General features: G+C 70.6%; 22 protein-coding genes and 1 tRNA gene. 15 read left to right on the top strand and 8 right to left on the bottom strand.

The window, feature by feature from the left end; all coding sequences use genetic code 11:
- Positions 1–83: 83 nt before the first annotated feature.
- Together EPD65_RS15455 and EPD65_RS15450 are read right to left on the bottom strand one after the other, a co-directional pair.
- Entirely contained in the window at positions 84–1,193 is a 1,110-nt protein-coding gene (locus tag EPD65_RS15455) for a galactokinase (RefSeq protein WP_131585709.1), read from the bottom strand.
- 89 nt (positions 1,194–1,282) lie between these two features.
- On the bottom strand, positions 1,283–1,894 hold the full coding sequence (locus EPD65_RS15450) for a hypothetical protein (protein WP_131585707.1): 612 nt from the start codon (positions 1,892–1,894) through the stop codon (positions 1,283–1,285).
- A gap of 106 nt (positions 1,895–2,000) precedes the next feature.
- On the opposite strand from EPD65_RS15450, the gene EPD65_RS15445 reads away from it, so the two are divergent.
- Positions 2,001–2,561: a nucleosidase gene (locus tag EPD65_RS15445; RefSeq protein WP_131585705.1), complete on the top strand. Its 561-nt coding sequence runs from the start codon at positions 2,001–2,003 to the stop codon at positions 2,559–2,561.
- Here EPD65_RS15445 and EPD65_RS15440 read toward each other — a convergent pair whose 3' ends face one another.
- The gene (locus EPD65_RS15440) at positions 2,562–3,308 is read right to left on the bottom strand and encodes a LysR substrate-binding domain-containing protein (RefSeq protein WP_131585704.1); all 747 of its coding nucleotides are present in this window, start codon (positions 3,306–3,308) and stop codon (positions 2,562–2,564) included.
- Positions 3,309–3,423: 115 nt separating this feature from the next.
- Here EPD65_RS15440 and EPD65_RS15435 point away from each other — a divergent pair.
- Positions 3,424–3,508 (top strand) — tRNA-Leu (locus EPD65_RS15435).
- An 88-nt stretch (positions 3,509–3,596) separates the two neighbouring features.
- Here EPD65_RS15435 and EPD65_RS15430 read toward each other — a convergent pair.
- On the bottom strand, positions 3,597–4,163 hold the full coding sequence (locus EPD65_RS15430; RefSeq protein WP_131585702.1) for a TetR/AcrR family transcriptional regulator: 567 nt from the start codon (positions 4,161–4,163) through the stop codon (positions 3,597–3,599).
- Complete coding sequence (locus EPD65_RS15425) at positions 4,160–5,716, bottom strand: MFS transporter (protein ID WP_131585700.1); 1,557 nt, start codon at positions 5,714–5,716, stop codon at positions 4,160–4,162. The genes EPD65_RS15430 and EPD65_RS15425 overlap by 4 nt, the downstream gene beginning before the upstream one ends.
- Before the next feature lie 68 nt (positions 5,717–5,784).
- Between EPD65_RS15425 and EPD65_RS15420 the strand changes: the two genes are divergently transcribed.
- Genes EPD65_RS15420 through EPD65_RS15405 form a run of 4 tightly spaced genes read left to right on the top strand, consistent with a single transcriptional unit; the run spans position 5,785 to position 9,081 of the window.
- The gene (locus EPD65_RS15420; RefSeq protein WP_131585698.1) at positions 5,785–7,476 is read left to right on the top strand and encodes a DEAD/DEAH box helicase; all 1,692 of its coding nucleotides are present in this window, start codon (positions 5,785–5,787) and stop codon (positions 7,474–7,476) included.
- 45 nt (positions 7,477–7,521) lie between these two features.
- Positions 7,522–7,785, top strand: a complete 264-nt coding sequence (locus tag EPD65_RS15415) for a phosphoribosyl-ATP diphosphatase (RefSeq protein ID WP_131585696.1) — start codon at positions 7,522–7,524, stop codon at positions 7,783–7,785.
- 10 nt (positions 7,786–7,795) lie between these two features.
- Entirely contained in the window at positions 7,796–8,641 is an 846-nt protein-coding gene (hisG, locus tag EPD65_RS15410) for an ATP phosphoribosyltransferase (protein WP_131585694.1), read from the top strand.
- Positions 8,641–9,081: a PH domain-containing protein gene (locus EPD65_RS15405; RefSeq protein ID WP_131585692.1), complete on the top strand. Its 441-nt coding sequence runs from the start codon at positions 8,641–8,643 to the stop codon at positions 9,079–9,081. Before hisG ends, EPD65_RS15405 begins: the two co-directional genes overlap by 1 nt.
- On the opposite strand, the gene EPD65_RS15400 is transcribed toward EPD65_RS15405, so the two are convergent.
- Both EPD65_RS15400 and EPD65_RS15395 read right to left on the bottom strand, forming a co-directional pair.
- Entirely contained in the window at positions 9,082–9,981 is a 900-nt protein-coding gene (locus EPD65_RS15400) for an aldose 1-epimerase family protein (RefSeq protein WP_131585690.1), read from the bottom strand.
- A 5-nt stretch (positions 9,982–9,986) separates the two neighbouring features.
- The gene (locus EPD65_RS15395) at positions 9,987–10,562 is read right to left on the bottom strand and encodes a uridine kinase family protein (protein ID WP_131585688.1); all 576 of its coding nucleotides are present in this window, start codon (positions 10,560–10,562) and stop codon (positions 9,987–9,989) included.
- Positions 10,563–10,659: 97 nt separating this feature from the next.
- On the opposite strand from EPD65_RS15395, the gene EPD65_RS15390 reads away from it, so the two are divergent.
- The 5 genes from EPD65_RS15390 to EPD65_RS15370 all read left to right on the top strand — a co-directional run bounded on the left by EPD65_RS15390 (position 10,660) and on the right by EPD65_RS15370 (position 13,699).
- The gene (locus EPD65_RS15390; RefSeq protein WP_131585686.1) at positions 10,660–11,211 is read left to right on the top strand and encodes an SseB family protein; all 552 of its coding nucleotides are present in this window, start codon (positions 10,660–10,662) and stop codon (positions 11,209–11,211) included.
- Positions 11,212–11,492: 281 nt separating this feature from the next.
- Complete coding sequence (gene infC / locus EPD65_RS15385) at positions 11,493–12,173, top strand: translation initiation factor IF-3 (protein WP_243640629.1); 681 nt, start codon at positions 11,493–11,495, stop codon at positions 12,171–12,173.
- Positions 12,174–12,223: 50 nt separating this feature from the next.
- Positions 12,224–12,418, top strand: a complete 195-nt coding sequence (gene rpmI, locus EPD65_RS15380) for a 50S ribosomal protein L35 (RefSeq protein ID WP_131585682.1) — start codon at positions 12,224–12,226, stop codon at positions 12,416–12,418.
- A 70-nt stretch (positions 12,419–12,488) separates the two neighbouring features.
- Entirely contained in the window at positions 12,489–12,872 is a 384-nt protein-coding gene (gene rplT, locus EPD65_RS15375; protein ID WP_131585680.1) for a 50S ribosomal protein L20, read from the top strand.
- 26 nt (positions 12,873–12,898) lie between these two features.
- The gene (locus EPD65_RS15370) at positions 12,899–13,699 is read left to right on the top strand and encodes a TrmH family RNA methyltransferase (RefSeq protein WP_131585678.1); all 801 of its coding nucleotides are present in this window, start codon (positions 12,899–12,901) and stop codon (positions 13,697–13,699) included.
- On the opposite strand, the gene EPD65_RS15365 is transcribed toward EPD65_RS15370, so the two are convergent.
- Positions 13,700–14,245, bottom strand: a complete 546-nt coding sequence (locus EPD65_RS15365) for a hypothetical protein (RefSeq protein WP_165873030.1) — start codon at positions 14,243–14,245, stop codon at positions 13,700–13,702.
- Between the two features lie 97 nt (positions 14,246–14,342).
- On the opposite strand from EPD65_RS15365, the gene EPD65_RS15360 reads away from it, so the two are divergent.
- The 4 genes from EPD65_RS15360 (at position 14,343) to pheT (ending at position 20,563) form a co-directional block, all read left to right on the top strand.
- Complete coding sequence (locus EPD65_RS15360; protein WP_165873029.1) at positions 14,343–15,833, top strand: MFS transporter; 1,491 nt, start codon at positions 14,343–14,345, stop codon at positions 15,831–15,833.
- 48 nt (positions 15,834–15,881) lie between these two features.
- Positions 15,882–16,898 (top strand): sensor histidine kinase, encoded by a 1,017-nt coding sequence (locus tag EPD65_RS15355; RefSeq protein ID WP_243640628.1) that lies wholly within the window; start codon positions 15,882–15,884, stop codon positions 16,896–16,898.
- Positions 16,899–16,976: 78 nt separating this feature from the next.
- The gene (gene pheS, locus EPD65_RS15350; RefSeq protein ID WP_131585672.1) at positions 16,977–18,083 is read left to right on the top strand and encodes a phenylalanine--tRNA ligase subunit alpha; all 1,107 of its coding nucleotides are present in this window, start codon (positions 16,977–16,979) and stop codon (positions 18,081–18,083) included.
- Complete coding sequence (pheT, locus tag EPD65_RS15345) at positions 18,083–20,563, top strand: phenylalanine--tRNA ligase subunit beta (RefSeq protein WP_131585670.1); 2,481 nt, start codon at positions 18,083–18,085, stop codon at positions 20,561–20,563. The genes pheS and pheT overlap by 1 nt, the downstream gene beginning before the upstream one ends.
- Positions 20,564–20,569: the final 6 nt, after the last annotated feature.

Here is a 20,569-nt window from a genome sequence, read left to right as displayed (position 1 = left end):
TTTGGCCGGCTCTGACATTTCGGAAGTGTCACGCCGAGCCAAAGTGTCAGGCTGACAGTTTGGCGGCGGGCGTCTGGCGCGGATCAGGCGCGGAGGAAGCGCGGTTCGCGCCAGTGCCTGCCGGCGTACGCCGACGCTACGGCCGCCATCGCCGGCTGCACACGGTCCTCGGGGAGCAGTGCGATCGCGGACCCGCCGAAGCCGCCCCCGGTCATCCGGGCGCCGAGCGCGCCCGTGTCGAGCGCGACCTGCACGGCGACGTCGAGCTGGTCGCACGACACGGCGAAGTCGTCCCGCAGGGACTCGTGGCTCGACGTCATCAGGGCACCGACCTCGGGCCACTCGCCGGCGGCGACCGCCTGCGCGAACTCCTCGACGCGCCGGTTCTCCGTGACCACGTGACGCGCGAGGGGGAGCCACGCCTCCGCTGCTCCGGCGAGCGCGGGCTCGTCGACCTGCCGCAACGACGCAGCACCGAGCGCGGCTGCCGCTGACTCGCAGCCCGCACGCCGGGCGGCGTATTGGCCGTCGGCGAGGTCGTGGGGTGCGCAGGTGTCGATGACCAGGAGTGCCAGCCCCGGGGGAGCCCAGGTGACCGGGGTGCGGGAGCCGTCGGCGAAGTCGAGGAGCAGCGCCTCACCGGGCGTGGCGAACAGCGCGACCGTCTGGTCCATGCCGCCCGTGGGTGCGCCGGCGCGCTCGTGCTCGGCCCGCATGGTCGCGCGCAGCATGACCTCGGGGTCGATCGGTCCGACGAGCGCGGCGATCGCCATCGCGACCGAGCAGGACAGGGCCGCCGACGACGACAGGCCGGCGCCGACCGGCACCGACGACGCGATTGCCATGTCGATGCCCGGGATGTCGAGGCCCTCCTCGCGCAGCGCCCACACCACCCCGGCCGAGTACGCCGCCCAGCCGCCCGCGGTGGCCGGGTCGCCGGCGTACGTGCCGGGGGCGAGGGTGCTCACGGCCCGCACCTGGTCGTCGCCGCGTGGCGCCACCACTGCGTACGTCGCGTGGGGGAGTGCGAGGGGGAGGCAGAGGCCCTGGTTGTAGTCGGTGTGCTCGCCGATCAGGTTGACCCGACCCGATGCCCGACCGGCTGCCATCGGCGACGCGCCGAGCGCCGACTGCAGCAGGGTGGCGGCCCGGCGAACGTGCTCGCCTGCGGTGCCCGGGTCGATCAGGTGCATGTCAGCACCATGGCAGATCGAGAGCTCCGAAATGCGGAGCGGCCCGCCACCGTTTCCGGTGACGGGCCGCCGCGCTGGACCAGTGGCGATCAGCAGGTGTGCGTGCCCTTGCGGTTGGCGACGACCTTGCCGTCCTTCACGATCAGCGTGCGGGCCTTCTTGCCCTTCGGGCCGGCACACGCGTTGACGGTGCCGGCATCGGAGGAGACGACCTCGATCGAGAACTTCGGGGTCTGGCCCGCGAACTTCGTGACGTAGCGCGTGGCGTTGCGCAGGCCACGGCCGGCGGCGACCGCCTGCAGGTCGGAGAGGTCCTCACCCGAGTTGGCGGCGGCCTCCTGGCGGGCGCCGAAGTAGTCGGCGACGGTCAGGGAGTCGGCGTCCTCGACGAGCTCGCCCTTCTTGCCCAGGCCGACGGTGTCGACGAACTCGAGCTTCTTCTGCTGCTCGGGGCTGAGCTTGGACTTGATGTCCTGCAAGAGGGAGTTGCCGAGCTCGCCGGCCTTGCCCTTCGCCTGGTCGGCAGCCTTGGACGCGGCGTCCTTCGCGGCGTCGGCGCCCTTGGAGGCGGCGGCAGCGGCGGCGTCGGAGGTCTTCGACTTCGCCTGGTCGGCGGCGTTCTTGACGGCGTCGCCACAGGCGGCGAGCGAGCCCGCGAGAGCGACGGTGGCGACGGCAGCAGCGATGCGCTTGGTCTGCATGGTGTGTCCTTCCGGTTGGCGTCCCCGAGACGGGGAAGGCTGAGGGCGAGGCTGCCACGGATAGCGTGTTCCCGTGCAGCACGTCTCAGATAGTCAGACTCTCCAGTTGCTTTCCGGTGACGCGATCCCGGTTGTGGTCTCGGCCACACGCGCCGAGGCGGCGTACGTCCCGGCCGGTATCGAGGTCGTCGTCACCGGACTCGGCAAGACGGCGGCTGCGACCGCGACGACCCGGGCGCTCGCGGGGCGTGACCTCCAGCGGGTCGTCGTGCTCAACATCGGTACGGCGGGGGCGCTGCGCGACGGGGTCGTCGGACTGCACGAGCCCGGGGTGGTGCTCAACCACGACATCAACGCCGATGCCATCCGGGCGCTGGGCTACGACCCGCAGGAGCGGCTGGTCCTCGATGCGAGCCGTCCGACGGTGCTGGCCACGGGCGACGTCTTCGTGACCGACCCGCTCGTGCGCGACCGGCTCGCGCAGCAGGCGCACCTGGTCGACATGGAGGGCTATGCCGTCGCCTACGCGGCCGCCCAGTTCGGCGTACCGGTGCGGATGGCGAAGCACGTCTCCGACAACGCCGACGAGTCGGCGCACGACTGGCCGGCCATGGTGGACCGCTCGGCGCGCGCCCTCGGGGAGTGGCTCACGGCCGTCCTCGGCTGATCAGCGGCGCTTGCCGCGCTTCGCCGCCGGCTTGCCGGTACGCCGGGTGCCCGCCGCCGGCTTCTTCGCCGCCCCCTTCTTCGCGGTGGGCTGCTTCGGCTTCACCGGCGCCTTCTTCTTCGGCGTCGCCGGCGTCGGCGTCTCCCGGGAGCTGTGGGCGGTGCGCCCGCGGACGATGCCGATGAACGTCTCGATGCGTGGGTCCTCGTCGTCGCGGCGCCAGGCGATGCCGACGGGGTGGAGCGGGCCGTCCGTCAGCTCGCGGGCGACGACGTCCTTGCGGTGGTGCAGCCGCGCGACCGACATGGGCAGCACGGCGAAGCCGCCCTCGCTCGAGGCGACCACCTCGACGGCGTCCTTCGGCGACATCGACGGATAGGGGAGCCGCTCGACGGTCGCCAGCTCGCTCCAGGCGGGGAGGTCCGCGGGGTCGTTGATCAGCTGGTGACCCGCGAGCTCCGCAACGGTGACCTGCTCCGCGAGGCTGAGGTCGTCCTCGACCGAGAGCACCGCGACCGACACCTCTTCATAGAGCGGGATGACGTGCAGCCCGTCACGGTCGACAGGGAGCCGGACGAAGGAGAGCGACGCGCTGCCATTGGTGAGCACCGAGCGCTGCTCGCCGGTGTCGATCATCCGCAGCTCGAGGGGCACCTCGGGGTAGCGCTCGCGCCACCGCTTCGACCACTTGTCGGGGGAGACCCCGGCGACGAAGGCGACGGCGAGCGGTGCGCTGGAGTCCTGCATGCGGTCAGGTTAGTGGGGCCCGCGGCGGGGAAACGGGGACTGAACGCGGTGTGACGTGGGATGCATGGGGCCGATGTGCATTCGCCCCGCCGTTGCTGCTACGGTTTCACCACTCGCGCGGGTGGCGGAATAGGCAGACGCGCTAGCTTGAGGTGCTAGTGCCCGTATAGGGCGTGGGGGTTCAAGTCCCCCCTCGCGCACGCGAGTCGAAGAAGGCCCGAGACACTGTCTCGGGCCTTCTTCCATTTCCGTTCGTACGCCGGCTGGCCGGCGCCTGGTCGGTGTGCGTCAGGGCGCCAGCAGTTCCTCGAACAGTCCGGCCGCGAGGGCAGCGACCTCCGCGGGCGACGCGTTGCCCAGCGCCTCGAGCGCATGGGTCGAGCGGCTGGCCAGGATCCCGGCCAGGGCGGCCACGGCCAGCTCTGCACGGAGGCGAGCGTCCGGCGACCCTGCCTCGGTGGCGCGGGTCGCGGCGGGATCGACGAGCCGGGTCATCAGCGTCGCGAGCGCAGCCTCCTGCACCTCGTCGTTGTCGTGGCGGCGCAGGGCTGCGTGCAGTGCAGGGGTCGGACCGCCCTCCCGGAGCCGCTCGATCACGCCAGTCAGCACGGTTGCTTCGGTGATGTCGATGGGGGACTGGCCGGTCGCCGCTCCCGACGGCCGCAGGGACTCGACGTACAGCGCCGCCTTGCTGCCGAAGTAGCGCGCGATCAGCGCCGGGTCCGCGTCGGCGGCCTGGCCGATCTCGCGCACCGTCGCGCCTTCGTAGCCGCGTTCGGCGAAGAGCGTCCGGGCGGCGGCAAGCAGCCGGGCCCTCGTGTCCTGGGCGTCACGGGCCCGTCGGGCGCCGCTCATCGCGCGCTCCCGGTCGCCGGAGCCTCGTCGGGCTCGAACCCGATGACGCCCGCGATGGCGGCATCCGCGCTCTCCTCCACCAGCAGGGGGTCGACGTCGACGTTCGTCGTGCGCTCGATCAGCTGCGCGGCAACGATGCCGAGGGCCGTGGCGACGCAGAGTCCGACCGCAACCCAGGCTCCGACGGTGAAGCCGTCGTCCGTGGGGAACGGGCTTGCGCCGGTCGTGTGAGCCGTCAGCACCGTCGCGGAGAGGGCGCTGCCGACGGAGTAGCCGACCTGACGCAACACCTGGTTCATCGCCAGCGCGCTGCCGGTCTGGGCGGCAGGGACGGCGCCGACGATCATCCGTGGCATGACGGCGAACGAGCAGCCGATGCCGAGCCCGCCGAGGCCCATGACGACCAGAATCTGCCACAGCGACGAGCGCTCGTTGATGAAGAAGAGCAGGGCAGTGGTGAATGCCAGCATGCCCAGGCACAGCACGTACGCCGGAGCCATCCGCCGGCTGAGGATGGCCGAGACCTTGCTGGAGAAGTAGCTCATCAGCGACAGCGGGATGAGGACGAGGCTGCCCACGAGCACCGACTCACCGAGACCGTAGCCGGTGCTCGTCGGGGTCTGCACGAAGCGGATGACCATCGACATGAGCATGTACATGCCCACCCCGGCGAAGAGCCCGGAGAGGTTGGAGATCGCGACGACCGGGTCGCGCATCAGGCGGAGGTCGACCAGCGGCGCGTTGGCCCGGAGCTGGTGCCAGGTCCACGATGCAAGCGCGACCGCAGCCGCCGCGGCGAGTCCGAGGATGCGCGTCGAGGTCCAGCCCCAGTCCTCGCCCATGCTGATGGCGAGCAGCAGCGTGCCCAGGCCGGACGTCAGCAGCGCGGCGCCGACCAGGTCGAAGCGCTCCACCGGGTGGTGCTTGCTGGTCGGTACGACGAGGAGGGCCAGCGCGATCGCGATCGCCCCGAGCGCCGCGGCGAGCCAGAAGGCGTAGCGGAAGCTCACGTTGTCCGCGATGACGCCGGTCATCGGGTAGCCAAGGCCCACGCCGACCACGGTCGTCACCGACAGCGTTGCCATCGTCGAGCGGGCGCGTGCCGGGGGCAGGTGGTCGCGGGCGATGCCCATGACGAGGGGCAGGAGCGAGAGGCCGACGCCCTGGAGGGCCCGGCCCAGCAGGAGCAGCGGGAAGACGTTGACCGGAAGGCCGGCGAGCATGCTGCCGAGCGTCATCGCCACGAGCACGGCGACCAGGATGTGCAGGCGCCGCGGCCCGTCGGCGAGCCGACCGACCATCGGGACGGAGATCGCTCCGACGAGCAGGGCGATCGTCAGCGTCCACTGGGCGGTGCCCAGGGCGATGCCGTAGTCGCCGGCGATCGTCGGGACCAGCGGTGCACCGAGGCTGCTGATCATCGCGATGAGAAGCCCGATGAAGATCAGCACCGGCACCAGCGCGCGCCCTCGCCAGGTGCTCTCGTCCACCAGGGTGACTGTCGCGGGGCCTCCGTCGTGCACGTCCATCTCCTTGTCAACGCTCGATGTCATCACTTGTAGACTAACACTGTTGCCGTGTCGCCGCACTGTGTTGTCGGTGACGTCCGCGAGGATGAGGCGTGGCACGGAGACGACGCAGCAGCACGAGCCGTGCCCGCACCGAGAGGCCCCTGCCGTTCGTCGGTCCGGGGGAGCGGCTCTGGATCCTCGACGTGCCCTACGGCTCGACGGTCGAGGGCGCCAGCTGGCACCCGGCGGTCAAGATGCACGTCTGTGTCGCACGCGAGCTGCCCGCGCACCTCGCGGCGTACCACCCACGGGCGCACACGCTCGGCCGGTTCCTCGAGAACCTGCACAACGCCACCCCGACACCGGCCGCGCCGCCGGTCGAGGAGTTCGATCCGCGGCAGCTCCAGTACGAGGGGTCCGACGCGATCGCCAAGCGCGCGGCCGCCGGCGGACGTCTCTTCCTCCTGGCCGACGAGCCGGGCGTCGGCAAGACGGTGACCGCTGTCCTCGGTGCGATCGCCGCCGCCGAACTGCGCGGCGGCTCGCGGATCCTGGTCGTCGCCGACCGGCCGGCCGCCATCACTATCGGCCACTGGTGTCGCACGATCGATGCGCTCGGCGACGCAGGGCTCGAGTGGGTCGTCACGACCTGGGACCGCCTCGAGAAGGTCGCCCCCTACGAGTGGGACGTCGTCATCGCCGACGAGGCACACGCCCTCCGGCGTACGACGACCAAGCGGTGGAAGCACTGGGTGAAGGTGTCGGGGCTGGCCAAGGCACACGACCGGGCGCCGTTCGTGATCGCAACGACGGCGACGCCGGGACACACGCCGCTCGAGTTGCCCTACCTCGCGCCCGGCTACGCGCAGGTCCACGACGAGCCGATGTCCGCCTGGCACAAGGCGACCGCGCCGGGGGAGACCTTCGCCGACGCGCTTGAGCGCCACGGCGTCGGCGTCGAGCCGGGCCGCTACGGCGCGTCCTGGACGACCGATCCGGCGCGCCGGGCGTCGGACCTCGTCCTCGTCCGGGGCTGGCTGGCCGAGGCGGAGCCGCCCGCGATGCTGCATCGCGCGGCGCCGTGGGGGCCGGTCCCGATCTCCGGCCTGCCGGTCGAGCTGGATCCGTCCGAGCGTGCTGCGTACGAGGCCGGCTGGGGAGAGTTCTGCCGCGAGATGGACCTCGCCCGCCGGGGTCGCAACAGCGCCAAGGGACGCGCGGCCCTGCTCCGCTTCCGGCAGAAGGCCGGCCTGATCCGCGTCGACTCGACCGTCGCATGGATCGGCCAGCAGGTCGAGGCAGGCAGGCAGGTCGCCTGCTCCGTCGAGTTCGTCGAGACCGCGGCGGATCCGATCGCCGAACGGTTGCGCGACAGCGGCCTCGACGTCTCCTGCATCTACGGCCGCGACCGTTTCGACACCGAGGCCGAGCGGCTGCGGTTCCAGCGGGGCGATGCCACGGTCTGTGTCTTCACGACGGTGGCGAGCATCAGCCTGCACGCGGGAGAGTCGCTCCCCGACGGCTCGCAGGCGAGCACCGATCCACGCGTCGGGCTCTTCCATCAGGCACGCTTCTCCGGCATCGCCGGGCGGCAGGTCACCGGCCGCACGCACCGTGACCACCAGGTCTCGCCGTGGCACATCGCGTGGGCTGAGGGCACGGTCGAGGAGCAGGTCGGCCGCGCGATGGTCGAGCGGATCGCCGCGGCGTCCGACACCGTCGGTGGTGACACGGCGGGTCTCGCCGACGTCGCTGCCCTGCTCGGTGCGGACTGGCTGCCGGCCACCTCGCTCACCGAGTAGGACCGATGCGGGTCCCCGCCGTCGTACGCCGTAGGCTTGTGACCCGTGAAGACGTTCGAGGAGCTCTGGGCCGAGCTCACTGAGAAGGCCCAGACCCGACCTGAGGGATCCGGCACCGTCAAGCAGCTCGACGCCGGCGTCCATGCGATCGGCAAGAAGCTGATCGAGGAGGCCGCCGAGTCCTGGATGGCCGCCCGGTTCGAGGGCAAGGAAGCCACGGCGCTCGAGATCAGCCAGCTGCTCTACCACGCCCAGGTCCTCATGATCGCGAGCGGACTGACGCTCGACGACGTCTATTCACACCTCTGAGAGGTTCCCCATGCTGCGCATCGCCGTCCCCAACAAGGGTGCTCTGTCCGAAGCCGCTTCCGAGATCCTGAAGGAGTCGGGCTACCGCCAGCGCTCCGGCGCCAAGGAGCTCGCGCTCGTCGACATCGACAACGGAGTCGAGTTCTTCTACCTCCGCCCGCGTGACATCGCGCTGTACGTCGCCGACGGCACGCTCGACGTCGGCATCACCGGCCGCGACCTCCTGCAGGACTCCGGCGCCAAGGCCGATGAGGTCCGCAACCTCGGCTTCGGCCGCTCCAAGTTCCACTTCGCCGGCCCTGCCGGGAAGTACACCGACCTCGCCGAGCTCGAGGGCAAGCGGATCGCCACGTCGTACGTCGGCGTGGTCGAGAAGTTCCTCGCGGCCCGGGGCATCAACGCCACCGTCGTGCACCTCGACGGTGCGGTCGAGACCTCGATCCAGCTCGGTGTCGCCGACGTCATCGCTGACGTCGTGGAGACCGGTTCGACGCTGCGCGCCGCCGGTCTGGCGACGTTCGGTGAGGTGATCCTCGAGTCCGAGGCCGTGCTGATCACCCGTGAGGGCGCCGACCACGGCGACGACTACGAGGTCTTCCTGCGCCGCCTCGAGGGCGTCCTGGTCGCCCGCAGCTACGTGATGATGGACTACGACATCCGCGCCGACCAGGTCGCCGCCGCCACGGCGCTGACCCCGGGCCTGGAGTCGCCGACGGTCTCCCCGCTGCACCGCGAGGGCTGGGTCGCCGTCCGCGCGATGGTCCCGCGCAAGGGTGCGCAGCGGCTCATGGACGAGCTCTACGGCATCGGCGCCCGCGCGATCCTCACCACCGACATCCACGCCTGCCGGCTCTGATGTCCCCCTCGGCTGACGGTGTGACGCTGCCGAAGACCTGGCGCCCCTTCGGCGTCCGGGCGGCGGGCGGCATCTTCGGCCTCGCGCTGATCATCATCCTGATCGCGGCCTGGATCTCCTTCCCGGCCTCGGTGAAGGAGCAGTTCAACATGTGGCAGCGCGTCACGACCGTGGTCCTCTTCGGCGGCTTCCTCGCCGTCGAGTGGGGGCTCATGCGCTGCCGCGCCACCGCCACGGCTGCCGGGCTGACCGTCGTCAACGGCTACAAGGTGCGTCAGTTCGAGTGGGCGCAGATCGTCGCTGCACGGATGCCGGTCGGTGCCCCGTGGCTGACGCTGGACCTCGATGACGGCACGACCTGCGCCGTCATGGCGATCCAGGGCTCGGACGGCCTGCGTGCGAAGCGCGCCTGCGCCGACCTGAAGTCCCTGATCGGCTGATCAGACCGCGCGGATTCCCCACACCGCGGAGAAGGTGTCCTCGGGCTCGATCGTGACGAGGTCCTCGCCCGTGCGGAAGGCGTTGGCGTTCGCCGTCATCGGCTCGACCGCGAGCGAACGCCGATCGTGCCCGGCCACGTCGTCGCCGCTGTAGAGCTGCAGCCAGCGGTGCTGCTCGTCGACCCAGAGCAGCACGGCGCGCTCGGCGCGGAGCACGACCTCGGCGCGACCGTCGCGGCCCCGGCGCAGGTCGGTGAACGCGTCGTTGAAGGACGTGCCCTTCACCGGGCGCCAGACCTGGAAGTCGACGTCCGTGCCCTCGACCGCCTCGCGGCCGGTGGGGAGCAGTCGCACCGGGTCGGCCAGGCTGCGCGTCGCGGCGGGGAGCAGGAGCTCGCAGGTGTCCAGGGGCGCACCGACCGTGAGGTACGGGTGCGCACCCGACGCGTACGGCGCGGGGGAGTCGCTCAGGTTGGTGGCGCTCTGCGTGACGGTGAGCCCGTCAGCGCTCACGTCGTACTGCACGTGCAGGTCGAGCAGCCACGGGTAGCCGGTCTGGGCCATCACCCGGTAGGTGAGCGCGACGCTCGACGCGGTGTGCTCGAGCACCGACCACGCAGCCCAGCGGGCCAGCCCGTGTGAGGCGTTGTTGCGCTTGGGCTCGGTGAGGGCGAGCTGCTGGGGAACGCCGGCGAAGGTGTACTGCCCGTCCTCGATGCGGTTGGGCCACGGCATGAGGAGCTGCCCGCGACCCATCGACGACATGGTGTCCTCGGCGAACCCGTCGATCAGGTCCTCGTCCTCGTAGGTGAGGACCCGCAGCGCAGCACCGCTCTCCGTGATGACGGCGCGGTAGCCGCCGGCGCTGATCTCGAACTGTTCTCCCGACGGGCTGAGCATGGCGATCACCCTAGGGCGATGTCGGCCCGCTCCCGCGTCGCGTCCACGGCGAACTGGGCAGCCTCGGCGTCCTGCCACTGTTCGAGCCTCGCGCGGTACGCCGCCGGGTCGGCGCCGGCGCTCTCGTGCAGGTCGACGTCGCGAGCCAGCGCCCGGCCGAGGTTCGTGTGGGTGTCGCCGTCGAGCCAGACGAGCACCGTCAGCAGGTCGGCGGTCGCGCGGTGCCCGGCGCCGACTCCGTCGAGGACGAGCAGGTCGACGGGCTCAAGGACGAGGTTGCCACCAGGGCGGTCCGCGTCCCAGTCCCACGTGGGGGCGTGACCCGCGGCCCCGGTTGCGAGGGGCCTGAGCAGTGCGTCCAGCGTGGCGCCGATACCCGCCAGGCCGGACCAGCCGGCGTACAGGAGGTCGAGGGGGAGGACGCGGTGGCTGATGCCGCGCGCGGCCGCTTGCGCGCTGACGGCGCGGACGAGCGTCGACTTTCCGCTCCCGCTCGGACCATCGACCGCGACCACGCGTCCAGCGCCGAGCGTGGGCTCGCGCGACAGCGTGAGGTCGATGATCTCCCGCGCGCCGGTCATGGGGGCGAGCCTAGGGCGCGGGTGCAGTGCTGGTGTGCCAACCATTGGCACACCAGCGCGTGCAACCTGCCCGTCGCCGCACGCCTAGGCTTCTGCCATGGTCAACACGCAGCGGTTCGAGGGCGCCAAGCTCATCCAGGCGAACTTCCCGGATGACGACGGCACGCAGTCACCGGCCCTCGCGGCCGCGCTGACGGCGTTCGCTGCGGGGCAGCCCGGGGCGTACGTCGACGTGGTCCGTGCCCTGCAGCCGAGCCGCCTGCTCGTGCCGGTGGTGGCCCTGCTCGGCGAGGTCGAGTACGACGAGAACGGGCTGGCGCACGACAAGTCGTCGGACATGGCCACCGTGCTCATCCAGAATGCAGCGGGGGAGAAGGCGCTCCTCGCCTTCACCTCGACCGCGACCCTGCAGGCCTGGAACGCCGAGGCCCGGCCGGTGCCGGCGCCCGCCCATGTCGCGGCGTCCTCCGCGCTCCAGGAAGAGGCGGCTGCGCTGCTGATCGACATCGCCGGCCCCGTGCCGTTCCCGCTGACCGGTGCCGACCTCCAGGGTGTGGCGGCCGGCTGGGAGCTGGTGAAGGTCGGCGAGGAGTGGGCCTGGGCAGCGCCGGCCGAGGGCGTCGAGGCCGCGTCGGCCGCCGATTCGTGATCCTGCCGGTGAGCCGCTAGTCTTGCTCCCGACCGATCTGTACCTGCGTGCTCGCACAACGGCATGGATCCACCAAGCGGAGGCTCAGGCTTCCCACCCGCATCGATCGACACAGATCGTCGGGTCCGGTCCTCACAACTCCAGCCGTGCGACGTACGACTGAAGCTGTGAAGAGATGTGTTGCACCCGTGCGACGCATCCGACGACTGGCCTTCGCTTGCGAGCGGAGGCCTTTTTCATTCCTCCGGGTCGGCCCACAGACATAGTCACCAGGAGGACACATCAGCACCGAGCTGCGCATCAACGACCGGATCCGGGTTCCCGAGGTCCGCCTCGTTGGACCGAACGGCGAGACGGTTGGCATCGTGCCGACGCACGAAGCACTGAAGCTCGCTCAGGAAGCTGACCTCGACCTCGTCGAGATCGCGCCGATGGGCAAGCCCCCCGTCTGCAAGCTCATGGACTACGGCAAGTTCAAGTACGAGAACGCCCAGAAGGCCCGTGACGCCCGCCGTAACCAGACGAACGTGATCATCAAGGAGATGAAGCTTCGTCCCAAGATCGACGGCCACGACTACGAGACGAAGAAGGGCCACGTCGTCCGCTTCCTCAAGGCCGGCGACAAGGTCAAGATCACGATCATGTTCCGTGGTCGTGAGCAGCACCGTCCCGAGCTCGGTTACCGCCTGCTGCAGAAGCTCGCGGAGGACGTCTCGGAGCTCGGCTTCGTGGAGTCCAACCCGAAGCAGGACGGCCGCAACATGATCATGGTCCTCGGCCCGGTCAAGAAGAAGGCCGACGCGATCGTCGACGTGGAGGCGGAGAAGCAGGAGCGCATGGCCGCCCGCGCCGCCGACCAGGCCGCCGAGCAGGCGTCGCGCGACGCGACGAAGCCGACCGAGCCCAAGGTCCGCAAGGCCAAGCGCGCCAACGAGGCGCTCGACCCCGACATCGACCTCTGACGAGACACCTCTCGTACAGACGCGACCAGTAAGAGATAGAGAGCAAAGAGATGCCGAAGAACAAGACGCACTCCGGTGCCAAGAAGCGCTTCAAGGTCACCGGTTCGGGCAAGCTTCTCCGCGAGAAGGCTGGCAAGCGCCACAACCTCGAGAAGAAGGCCTCCAAGGTCACCCGTCGCATGAGCGGCACCGTCGAGCTGGCCAAGGCCGACAACGCTCGCGCCAAGAAGCTTCTGGGTCTCTGACCTTCCCTTCCCCCGAACTTTCCTCTCCGCTGCCTGAGCAGGCGGCGGGGCTAGCACCAAGGAGTACGACATGGCACGCGTCAAGCGCGCAGTGAACGCGGCGAAGAAGCGTCGCGTTACCCTCGAGCGGGCCTCCGGCTACCGCGGTCAGCGTTCGCGCCTGTACCGCAAGGCCAAGGAGCAGGTCACCCACTCGCTGGTCTACAGCTACAACGACCGCCGCAAGAACAAGGGCAACTTCCGCAAGCTGTGGATCCAGCGCATCAACGCTGCGGCCCGTGCCGAGGGCATGACCTACAACCGCTTCATCCAGGGCCTGAACCTGGCTGGCGTCGAGGTCGACCGCAAGATCCTCGCGGACCTGGCCGTCAACGACGCCCCGACGTTCGCGGCGCTCGTCGCCCAGGCGAAGGCTGCTCTTCCGGCCGACGTCAACGCTCCGGCCTCCGCCTGAGCCTGACGCTCTCCTGAGCATCTGACGTGGCGAGCTTCCGCACCTCTTCGGGGGATCCCCTGACGCACGGCAACAGCCGGGTCAAGGAGGCGCGGAAGCTCGCCCGTCGCTCATTTCGGGCCTCTGCGGGGCTCTTCCTCGCCGACGGCCCCAAGGCCGTCGAGGGCGCCCTGGCGGTCGAGGGCTGCGTCGTCGAGATCTTCGCGACGCCCACTGCCGCCGAGCAGTACGCCGACCTCCTCGGCGCTGCGCCGGTCACGCTCGTCGACGACCGTGCTCTCGCCTCGCTCTCCGACTCCGTGTCGCCGGCCGGCCTCGTCGCGGTGTGCCGCCTGCTCGACCGTCCGCTCGCGGAGGTCCTCTCCGGTGGCCCCCGACTCGTCGTGATCTGCGCCGACGTGCGCGACCCCGGCAACGCCGGCACGGTCATCCGGTGTGCCGATGCGGCCGGCGCGGACGCGGTGATCCTCGCCGGTGACGCCGTCGACCTGCACAACCCCAAGACGATCCGGGCCTCGGTCGGGTCGGTCTTCCACCTGCCAGTTGCCCTCGAGCGCGACCCCGTCGCAGCCGTGCGGGCCGCGCAGGCCGCCGGTCTCGGCGTACTCGCTGCGGACATGGACGGGCGCAACCTCTTCGAGGCCGACGACCTGCTGGCGAAGCCCACCGCGTGGCTGATGGGCAACGAGGCCTGGGGTCTTCCCGACGACCTGCGTGCCGCTGCCGACGAGGTCGTCAGCATCCCGATCTACGGTGGCGCGGAGAGCCTCAACCTGGCCACCGCCGCCGCGGTCTGCCTCTACGCCTCCGCCCGCGCGCAGCGCTGATCAGGAAACCTCGATCTTCCCCTTCGGGACCTGGGCGAGGAAGTCGTCGACGCTGAGTCGCTCCGCGTGACGCGACGCATCGACGTACGTGTCGACCTTGGCGTTGATGGCGGCGACGAGGTCGTCGTGTGAGGCGTAGTCCTCGTCCGGCAGCTCGAAGCTCAGGTTGTTCCAGAAGAGCTCGGTGCCGTCGCGGCGTACGACGACCGCGTCCATCTCTTCGAAGCTGAGGCGGACCGCGTCCTCATCGACCTTCTCGCACCGGTCCCAGTCGGGCTCGCGATGAGCGCAGAGGTCGCCGCTGCGGGCCGCTCGGAGTGTCAGGGTGGGGCGAAACCCCTGTCCGTAGTCGAGGGTGAGGCTGTTGTCGCGGGCGTGGAACAGGAACGAACGCGGTGCGGCGCCGTCGATCCTTGGCGCCACGAGGATGGTGCCGGCCGCCGCCGTGCCCTCGGTGATCCCCTCGACGAGAGCGGGGTCGGGGCCACCGGCGTTGCAGGCGGTGAGGGCGAGCACGGGCAGCAGGCAGGGAATCAGGCGACGCATGACGCCAGCCTGCACCCGGGGGATGCGTCCGGGCGGTACCCCAGCATCGCGAGGCGTTTCCTCTCCGTTGTCAGTGGTCTCTGTCAGTCTGGGAAACATGACCAATGAGTCCCTCTCCGCGGCGCCCGGCGCCGCCGATCCGCGCCGCTGGCAGGCCCTGGGCGTGCTCGGCCTGATCCAGTTCATGTTGATCCTCGACGTCACGGTGGTCAACGTCGCCCTACCGAAGATCCAGGTTGATCTGGGCATGTCCGAGTCGAGCCTTGCCTGGGTCGTCGAGGCTTATGTCCTCGCTGCAGGCGGCCTGCTGCTGCTCGGCGGCCGGCTGGCCGACCTGATCGGGCGCCGGATCACCTTCCTTGCCGGTGTGGCCCTGTTCGGCGTCGCGTCGGCGACCTGTGGCTTCGCCCAGTCCGGCCTGATGATGGACATCTCCCGCTTCGTGCAGGGCATGGGCGAGGCCCTCGCTGCGCCGGCGTCCCTCGGCATCATCGCCGTGCTCTTCCACGACCCGAAGGAGCGCATCAAGGCGCTCGGCATCTTCGGTGGTCTCGCGGGCCTCGGTGGCACGTCGGGCACCGTCATCTCGGGCTTCATCACGCACGTCGACTGGCGCTGGATCTTCTTCATCAACGTCCCGGTCGCGATCGCGGCGCTGCTCCTCGTGCCGCGCCTCGTCGACGAGAGCAAGTCGCCGAAGGCACACCGTCCGGACTTCCTCGGCGCGATCCTCGGCACCTCGGGCCTGCTCGCGGTGGTCTACGGACTCCTTCGTGCCGCCGACCACGACTGGATCGAGACGGGTGTCGTCACCGCGATCGCCGGTGGTCTCGTCCTGGTCGCGCTGATGGTCGTCGTCGAGGCGCGCTCGAGTGACCCGCTGATCCCGCTCTCGTTCTTCCAGAACCGCACGCGCGTCACCACCAACATCGTCACGCTCTTCTTCTCGACCGCCTTCTTCTCCTACTTCTTCCTGCTCACGCTGGTCGAGCAGCAGATCCTGCACTGGACCTCGATCAAGTGCGGTCTGTCGTATCTCCCGTTCGGCATCTGCATCGGCGCCGGCATCGGCATCGGCACCGGGTTGATGCCCAAGGTCGGCGTGAAGGCACTGCTCGCGACCGGCTTCGCCCTCGATGCTGTCGGCATGGGGCTGGCCACGAGGATCGGCAGCGGCGACACCTACGTCGGCCACATCCTCCCGGGCATGATCCTGCTCGCGCTGGGCTCCGGCCTGAGCTTCCCGGCGATCGGCAACGCGTCGCTCCACCAGGTGACTTCCGAGGACTCCTCGCTGGCCTCGGGCGTGCAGCAGGCGATCCAGCAGATCGGTGGCGCGCTCGGCCTGGCCACGCTCGCCAGCATCGCGGTGAAGTACGCCAAGTCGCACCCGATCCTGGTCGGCGGCCACCCGGTCATGGGCCCGGACGGACACCCGCTCGGCAACCTCGCCGACGGTGCCACCATCGCCTACTGGATCGGTGCGGTGTCGCTCGCCATCGGAGGCCTGCTCGTGGTCACCCTGATGGAGTACGTCGACCCCGTCCCGAAGATGCCCGGTGCCGAGCTCGATGCCGAGCCTGCCTGATCCCGTGTGATCGCCTAGGTCCATGCTCCGGCCCACTAGGGTCGGAGCGTGGACCTGATCGACGCCCTTCCCGATGGTGCGGTGGTCGCTGACGCGACCGGTCGGGTGCTGCGCGTCAACGCGGCGGCGGCGCGGATGCTCGGCGTCGACGTCGCCTCGGCCACGGGGGCCGACCTCGCCGACGTGCTGCGACTCCAGGACACCGAGGGCTGCAACTGGGTCGACACCAACCAGCCGTACGCCGGCCTGCCGAGCCGCACCGGCGTACCCGAGCAGGCGTGGTTGCTGCCCGACGGCTCCGAGGTCCTGGTTGCGGCCCGCATCCATCGCAGCGGGGGAGTCGTCGAGACGGTGGCCGTGAGCCTGCGGTCGGGTCGCGGTCGCGCCCGGCTGGACCGCGAACGGTCCGACCTGGTTGCCACGGTCGCTCACGAGCTGCGCAGCCCGCTGACGGGTGTGAAGGGCTTCGTCCAGGCACTCCTCAACCGCTGGGACCACCTCAACGACGAGCAGAAGAAGCTCATGCTGACCACGGTCCACAGCGACTCCGACCGGCTCAGCCGGCTGATCGCCGAGCTTCTCGACGTCGCCCGCATCGACACGGGTCGGCTGCAGCTCTACGCACGCCCCGCGGATGCCGCGATGCTGGCGACGCGCGTCGTCGACTCCGTCTCCCAGAGCACCGCGCGCACCGTCGTCCTTGATCTCGAGCGCGGCCTGCCTCCCGTGCAGGCCGACCCGGACAAGTTCGTGCAGGTGATCACCAACCTGGTCGAGAACGCCGTCCGCCACGGTGAGGGCACGGTCCTCGTCACGGTCCGCGCAGCGGCGCAGCCGGATGCACCGGCCGTGGTGGTCAGCGTGCAGGACGAGGGTGCGGGCATCCCGGAGGAGATCCGGCGCCGGATCTTCACGAAGTTCTGGAAGCACGGCGCCTCGGGCGGTTCGGGCCTCGGGATGTACCTCGTCAACGGCCTCGTCCGGGCACATGGTGGTCAGGTGGAGATCGGCAGCGCCCCCGACGGTGGGGCGCTCGTCTCGGTCGTCTGGCCCGCGGCCGACTGAGCCGGCGGCGTTCCCTAGACTTGGCCCTCGTCGGTCGAGCAGCTCTGCGACCGCGCACCCGTACAGCGAAAGGCAGTCATGTCGGGCCCGAACACCGAGTACGACCCCGTCGAGGTCACCCCGCTGCAGGCCGCAGAGGTGGAGGCGATGCGCGACGCCGCGATCGCGGCCATCGCTGCTGCGCAGGACCTCGAGGAGCTCAAGCAGGTCCGCCTCGACCACGCGGGCGACCGTTCGCCGCTGGCCCTGGCCAATCGCGAGATCGGTGCGCTGCCCCCGCAGGCCCGCAAGGAGGCCGGTGCCCGCGTCGGCCAGGCCCGCGGCGCGGTCAACAAGGCGCTCGCCGAGCGCACCGTCGTGCTCGAGGCCGAGCACGAGGAGCGGATGCTCGTCGAGGAGACGGTCGACGTCACCCTGCCGACCGAGCGTCGCGCGCCCGGCACCCGCCACCCGATCACCACGCTCTCCGAGCGCATCGCCGACGTCTTCGTCGCGATGGGCTGGGAGGTCGCCGAGGGTCCGCAGGTCGAGGCCGAGTGGCTCAACTTCGACGCGCTCAACCTCGGTGCCGACCACCCGGCACGCACCATGCAGGACACGTTCTGGCTGCAGCCCGCCGACGCTGCGCTGGTGCTGCGTACCCACACCTCGCCGGTGCAGGCCCGCACGATGCTGACCCGCCAGCCCCCGATCTACGTCGTCTGTCCGGGCCGCGTCTACCGCACCGACGAGATCGACGCGACGCACTCGCCGGTCTTCCACCAGGTCGAGGGCCTCGTCATCGACAAGGGCATCACGATGGCCCACCTCAAGGGCGCGCTCGACCACTTCGCTGCGGCGATGTTCGGCGAGGGCATCTCGACCCGGTTCCGGCCGTCGTACTTCCCCTTCACCGAGCCGTCGGCCGAGGTCGACCTCATTTGTTTCGTCTGCCGAGGTGGTCAGATTTTCCCCGCGGCGGAGTGCCGCACGTGTCGTGGTGAGGGCTGGATCGAGTGGGGCGGCTGCGGTGTCGTGAACCCGAAGGTGCTCGTCGCCTGCGGCATCGACCCCGACGTCTACACCGGCTTCGCCTTCGGCATGGGCATCGACCGCACGCTCATGTTCCGCCACAACGTCGAGGACCTGCGCGACGTCTTCGAGGGAGACGTCCGCTTCGCTGCACCGTTCGGAGTTGAGATCTGATGCGCGCCCCCGTTTCCTGGATCAAGGAGTACGTCGAGCTGCCGGAGGACCTCTCCGTCGACGCGCTCGCGGCGCGCCTCACGGCGCTGGGCCTCAAGCTCGAGGCGCTGCACACGCCCGCCGATGCCATCACCGGCCCGCTCGTCGTGGGCCGCGTGCTGACGATCGAGAAGGAGCCGCAGAAGAACGGCAAGGTCATCAACTGGTGCACCGTCGACGTCGCTGACGCCAACGGCACGGGCGAGCCGCAGGGCATCATCTGCGGTGCCCACAACTTCGTCGAGGGTGACCTCGTCGTCGTGTCGCTGCCCGGTGCGGTGCTGGCCGGTGGCTTCGCCATCTCCGAGCGCAAGACCTACGGTCACCTCTCGGCCGGCATGATCTGCTCCCGCGCCGAGCTCGGCCTCGGTGACGACGGCGGCCACGGCATCATCGTGCTGCCCGCGGACGCCGCCAAGCCCGGCGAGGAGGCCATGCCGCTGCTCGGCATGGACGACGCCGTCATCGAGTTCGAGATCAACCCGGACCGCGCCTACGCGCTGTCGCTGCGCGGCGTTGCCCGCGAGGCGGCGCTCGGCTTCGACGCGCCGTTCACCGATCCCGCTGTCCGCGAGGTGCCGGCTGCCAACGCCGAGGGCCACCCAGTGACGGTCGACGACGCCGAGGCCTGCCCGGTCTTCGTCGCGCGCACCGTGAGCGGCTTCGACCCGGCGCGTCCGACGCCCGAGTGGATGAAGCTCCGCCTGGAGCAGTGCGGCATGCGCTCGATCTCGCTCGCCGTCGACATCTCCAACTACGTGATGCTCGAGCTCGGCCAGCCGAACCACTGCTACGACGCCGCGAAGGTCGCCGGCCCGATCGTCGTACGCCGTGCGGTGGCGGGGGAGAAGATCACGACCCTCGACGACGCGAAGCGCACGCTCGACGCGGCGGACCTGGTCATCGCCGACGACAACGGCGCCATCGGCATCGCCGGCGTCATGGGCGGCGCGTCGACCGAGGTCTCCGGGACGACGACGGACATCGTCGTCGAGGCCGCGCACTTCGACCCGGTCACCGTCTTCCGCGCGCAGAAGCGGCACAAGCTCGGCTCGGAGGCGTCCAAGCGCTTCGAGCGCGGCGTGGACCCGGAGCTGCCGCGGGCCGCTGCCGACCGTGTTGTCGAGCTCCTCGTCGAGCTCGGTGGTGCGACCGCCGGCGCGGGCGTGACCGTCGTCGGCGAGGCCCCCGCCCGTCGTGTCATCACCTCGACCAGCGACCTTCCGGCCCGGATCACCGGCATGGAGATCGCTGCCGAGACGACCGTCGCGCACCTCCGCGCGATCGGCGCCGCTGTCTCCGTCGACGGCGACGCGATCTCCGTGGAGGTCCCGTCGTGGCGTCCAGACATGTCGCAGCCCTTCGACCTCGTCGAGGAGGTCGCGCGCATCGTCGGTTACGAGGACGTCCCGTCCGTCCTCCCGTCGGCTCCGGCGGGCCGCGGTCTGACCGAGGTGCAGCGGCTTCGTCGTCGCGTGGGCCGGGTCATCGCAGGGGCGGGCTTCAGCGAGGTCATCTCGTACCCGTTCACCTCCGAGGCCGACTACGACGCGCTCGCGCTGCCGGCCGACGACGAGCGTCGTCGTTCGCTGCGCATGGAGAACCCGCTGAACGCCGAGCAGCCGCTGCTCGCGACCACGCTCCTCCCCGGCGTTCTCCACACGCTCGCGCGCAACGTCGGCCGCGGCAACGCGGACGCCGCGATCTTCGAGACCGCGCTCGTCTTCCAGCCGACGGGTGACGAGAAGGCGCCGATCCTCGGCACCGACCGTCGTCCGACCGACGAGGAGTGGGCCGCGATCGAGAAGGCCGTTCCCGCGCAGCCGCAGCACCTCGCGCTCGCCCTCACCGGCGCGCGCGAGAGCGACGGCTGGTGGGGCGCCGGTCGCGCTGCCGGCTGGTCCGACGCGATCGCCGCGGTCCGTGACCTGGCGGGCGCGCTGGGCGTGAGCGTCGATGTCGCTGCGGCCTCCGTGGCCCCCTGGCACCCGGGCCGCTGCGCCGCGATCTCGATCGACGGCACGGTCATCGGCCACGCCGGCGAGTTGCACCCGAAGGTCTGCAAGGCGTTCGGCCTTCCGGTCCGCTCTGCCGCGGCCGAGCTCGACCTGGATGCACTGCTCCAGCACGCGACCTCTCCCAAGGCGCCGCGCTTCTCGTCGTACCCGGTGGCCAAGGAGGACGTCGCGCTCGTCGTCGACATCTCCGTGCCGTCGGCCGCCGTCGAGGCCGCGCTGCGCGAGGGAGCGGGCGAGCTGCTCGAGTCGATCCGGCTGTTCGACGTCTTCACCGGCGAGCAGGTCGGCGCGGGCAAGAAGTCGCTGGCGTTCGCGCTGCGGTTCCGCGCCGCCGACCGCACGCTCGCCGAGGGCGAGTCGGGTGCTGCCCGCGACGCCGCCGTCGCGCGCGCGGCCGAGGTGACTGGCGCCGTCCAGCGCTGACACGCA

It is taken from the genome of Nocardioides jejuensis (assembly GCF_004337475.1).
Classification (GTDB): domain Bacteria; phylum Actinomycetota; class Actinomycetes; order Propionibacteriales; family Nocardioidaceae; genus Nocardioides; species Nocardioides jejuensis.
This window is presented reverse-complemented; position numbering and strand designations above follow the sequence as displayed.

Excerpts from the sequence above, each read along its gene's own strand:
- EPD65_RS15455 (WP_131585709.1), bottom strand. The coding sequence starts at position 1,193 with ATGCACCTGATCGACCCGGGCACCGCAGGCGAGCACGTTCGCCGGGCC.
- EPD65_RS15450 (WP_131585707.1), bottom strand. The coding sequence starts at position 1,894 with ATGCAGACCAAGCGCATCGCTGCTGCCGTCGCCACCGTCGCTCTCGCG.
- EPD65_RS15440 (WP_131585704.1), bottom strand. The coding sequence starts at position 3,308 with ATGCAGGACTCCAGCGCACCGCTCGCCGTCGCCTTCGTCGCCGGGGTC.
- EPD65_RS15430 (WP_131585702.1), bottom strand. The coding sequence starts at position 4,163 with ATGAGCGGCGCCCGACGGGCCCGTGACGCCCAGGACACGAGGGCCCGG.
- EPD65_RS15425 (WP_131585700.1), bottom strand. The coding sequence starts at position 5,716 with ATGACATCGAGCGTTGACAAGGAGATGGACGTGCACGACGGAGGCCCC.
- hisG (WP_131585694.1), top strand. The coding sequence starts at position 7,796 with ATGCTGCGCATCGCCGTCCCCAACAAGGGTGCTCTGTCCGAAGCCGCT.
- EPD65_RS15405 (WP_131585692.1), top strand. The coding sequence starts at position 8,641 with ATGTCCCCCTCGGCTGACGGTGTGACGCTGCCGAAGACCTGGCGCCCC.
- EPD65_RS15400 (WP_131585690.1), bottom strand. The coding sequence starts at position 9,981 with ATGCTCAGCCCGTCGGGAGAACAGTTCGAGATCAGCGCCGGCGGCTAC.
- EPD65_RS15395 (WP_131585688.1), bottom strand. The coding sequence starts at position 10,562 with ATGACCGGCGCGCGGGAGATCATCGACCTCACGCTGTCGCGCGAGCCC.
- EPD65_RS15390 (WP_131585686.1), top strand. The coding sequence starts at position 10,660 with ATGGTCAACACGCAGCGGTTCGAGGGCGCCAAGCTCATCCAGGCGAAC.
- rpmI (WP_131585682.1), top strand. The coding sequence starts at position 12,224 with ATGCCGAAGAACAAGACGCACTCCGGTGCCAAGAAGCGCTTCAAGGTC.
- rplT (WP_131585680.1), top strand. The coding sequence starts at position 12,489 with ATGGCACGCGTCAAGCGCGCAGTGAACGCGGCGAAGAAGCGTCGCGTT.
- EPD65_RS15365 (WP_165873030.1), bottom strand. The coding sequence starts at position 14,245 with ATGCGTCGCCTGATTCCCTGCCTGCTGCCCGTGCTCGCCCTCACCGCC.
- EPD65_RS15360 (WP_165873029.1), top strand. The coding sequence starts at position 14,343 with ATGACCAATGAGTCCCTCTCCGCGGCGCCCGGCGCCGCCGATCCGCGC.
- pheS (WP_131585672.1), top strand. The coding sequence starts at position 16,977 with ATGTCGGGCCCGAACACCGAGTACGACCCCGTCGAGGTCACCCCGCTG.
- pheT (WP_131585670.1), top strand. The coding sequence starts at position 18,083 with ATGCGCGCCCCCGTTTCCTGGATCAAGGAGTACGTCGAGCTGCCGGAG.